Here is a 2,823-nt window from a genome sequence, read left to right on the forward strand (position 1 = left end):
TTATGGCACGTGGGGGATGTGCGGGGCGTGGCCGGACGAACGGCCGGGGGCACGGCCGGGAATGCCACCCGGTGGACGCCCGGGCGCGCTGTCCGGCGAGCGCCCAGGGAAGCCATCCTGCGAGCGCCCTGGGAAGTCGCCCTGCGGGTATCCAGGGGAGTCACCTTGCGGGTGTCCAGGGAAGCCATCGGGTGAGCGCCCGGGTGATTCAGGTGTGCTGTCCGGCGGACCGCTCCGTGGGCGTCCAGGCGGGCCGCTCGGTGGGCGTCCGGGGGTGTTGCCCGAGGGGCGGCCTGGGATGCCGCTCGGTGGCCGGCCGGGGGCGTTTCGCTGGGGGCCCGCTTGGGTCGGGCCGTACGGGGCGCGGGATCTGGGCAGGCGGACGACCTCGGCCAGCGGGCCGGGGTCGTTGAGCGCCTCGCTCACCCTCGCCACCGTCGCGCCGTCGTCGCCGTCGATCACGACGTCGCGGTCGCCCTGCTCGCCGAGGACGGTGAGCATGATCCGCATATGCCGTCTCCTCGCTCCGCTCTCGGGGCGCCAAGGTAACGCCCGGAGCGAGGTTAGGCCTGCCGGTTGACCGCAATGGCATGGCAAGCCGGGACTGTGGATAACTGTGGGGCTGGAAGGGAGTCCTGTGGAAAACCTGGCGCGGTCTCACTGAGGCGGAGCGAGCCGCCGCCCTTGCCGCGACCGCGCCCCAAGGGCTCGCATCCCGGAGTCCGCATCCCGGAGTCCGCATCCCGGAGTCCGGGTTCTGCGGTCCGGGTCCTGGGATCCGTGCCTTGGGATCCGCGTCCTTGGGTCTGTGTTCTGGGGTCCGCGTCTCGGGGTCATGTGCCGAGGTCCGCATCCCGGGTTCGCGGGTCGCGGGTCAGGGGGTGTGGCGGGACTTGGTGCGGTGGTGGAGGTCGCCGGCCTTCTCCTCCAGAAGGTCGGCGTACGCGCTCACCTCCGACGTCACCTCCGCGAGATTCGAGGCCGCGCGATGCAGACGTCCCGCCAGGCGTTCCATGGCCGGCGCGGCGGCGAGACGGGCGACACCACCACGGCGTAACCGAGCGAGGAAGGGACGCAGCCGAGCGACGAAGGGGCGTAATCGGGCGAGGAGGAAGGACTTCGGTGAGCGCCGTGGCGCGCCCCGGTTGCGAAGCCTGGCCATGCCGCAATAGTCGCACGCTTTGAACGAGTTCAGCAGCCTTGATCCAGAAAAAGTTGTTAACAGTGTGACGAGTGGGGTTAAAGCATCAGATAGCCGAAGAAAGTCACCCTTGTCAATTCGATAGAAATAATAGGCATCGATTATTCCGGGTTGACAGCACCCCACCTGCGAAACAAGCATGGGTCCCCGCATTCCACCCCCGCGCGCCCGGGAAGACCCACATAATGGCGTGAATTCCACAATTCGTAATGGGAGCCCCCCACCCATGAGGACCAGTGAAAAGCCTGCCGTCAACGCGGCGGCGGGGTTGTCCGGCCCGGCCTCGCGCAAGCTCCCCGTGCCACCCAGAGAGCGCAAGCCGGCCCTGGCCGCGCTGGCCGTCCTGCTGATCCTGGGCGGCGCGCTGGCCACGACGCTGCTCGTGCTGCGCAGCGGCGACCGGGTGTCGGCGATCAGGATCGTCCAGCAGGTCGGGGCTGGTCAGCAGTTCACCGCACAGGCGCTCGCCGAGGTGAAGATCGCCGACTCCGACCTCGATTACGTCCCGTGGTCGCAGCGCAACCTGGTCGTCAAGAGCTTCGCGACCGTCACGATCCTGCCCGGCACCCTGCTGACGAACGACATGGGCACCGACGCCAGCAACGAGCTGACCCAGGGCAAGGCCACGGTGGGCCTGGCGCTGAAACCAGGGCAGATGCCCGCAGGTCTGGAGGAAGGCGATCGGGTTCAGGTGGTGTTCGTGCCCAGCAGGACGAGTCAGGGACAAAGCCGCGTACTGACCCCCAGCGCCCTCGTGTTCAGCGTCGAGAAATCCAAGACCGGGAATTCCGGCCAAATCACAATCGTCGTGGACTCGTCGGCATCACCGGAAATAGTGGCCTTCGCCGCCAGCGGAGAGATCGCGGTGGCCGAGTTGCCCGGAGCCAGCTGACGTGGCGCTGATCGTCCTGGCCGCCGACAAGGGCGCGCCGGGTGTGACCACGGCCGCGACCGCCCTGGCCGCCGTGTGGCCGCGGCCGGTGCTGCTGGCCGAATGCGACCCCGCGGGCGGCGATCTCGCCTACCGGCTGCCCGCCGCCAGCGGCGGCGTGCTCAACCCCGGCAGGGGGCTGCTCACGCTGGGGGCGACGGCCCGCCGCGGGCTGGAGCCCGCGCAGATACACCAGCACACGCAGAAGGTCGTCGGCGGGCTCGACGTGCTGCTCGGGCTCATGCACGGCGAGCAGGCCGCGGGGCTCACCTGGCTGTGGGGTCCGCTCGGACGGTCGCTGGCCGCCATCCCGAACGCGGACGTGATCGCCGACTGCGGACGTCTCGGCGCGCACCCGCAGCTCGGCGACCTGATCGCGGAGGCCGAGCACGTGCTGCTGCTCACCAGGGCCACTCTCGACCACGTCGCCCACCTGCGCGAACGCCTGTCCATCACCAAGGCGCACGGCGTCGTGGTGATCGCCGACCCGCGCAACTACCGCTCCTCCGTCGACGACGTGCGCAGGATCGTCGGCCAGGCCGTCCAGTACGTGCACGGCCTGGCCTACGACCCCAAGGGCGCCGAGTTGCTGCGCGGTCAGTGGGGCGGCAGGCTCGACCGTTCGCTCCTCATCCGCACCGCGCGCGACCTGGCGTCCAGGCTGGCGGTGGGCCCCCGATGACCCCGCCCG

Annotated in this window: 3 protein-coding genes; 2 read left to right on the forward strand and 1 reads right to left on the reverse strand. The window is 70.0% G+C overall.

Going from position 1 to position 2,823, the window contains the following annotated elements:
• Positions 1–874: 874 nt before the first annotated feature.
• Positions 875–1,162 carry a hypothetical protein gene (locus tag HII36_RS54400; protein WP_173531246.1) on the reverse strand — a complete coding sequence of 96 codons (288 nt, stop codon included), beginning with the start codon at positions 1,160–1,162 and terminating at the stop codon, positions 875–877.
• A gap of 265 nt (positions 1,163–1,427) precedes the next feature.
• On the opposite strand from HII36_RS54400, the gene HII36_RS54405 reads away from it, so the two are divergent.
• Positions 1,428–2,093, forward strand: a complete 666-nt coding sequence (locus tag HII36_RS54405; RefSeq protein ID WP_173531247.1) for a hypothetical protein — start codon at positions 1,428–1,430, stop codon at positions 2,091–2,093.
• A gap of 1 nt (position 2,094) precedes the next feature.
• A complete protein-coding gene (locus tag HII36_RS54410; RefSeq protein ID WP_173531248.1) occupies positions 2,095–2,814 on the forward strand; it encodes a hypothetical protein in 720 nt (239 codons plus the stop codon).
• Positions 2,815–2,823: the final 9 nt, after the last annotated feature.

The sequence above is a fragment of the Nonomuraea antri genome (assembly GCF_013283785.1).
Classification (GTDB): domain Bacteria; phylum Actinomycetota; class Actinomycetes; order Streptosporangiales; family Streptosporangiaceae; genus Nonomuraea; species Nonomuraea antri.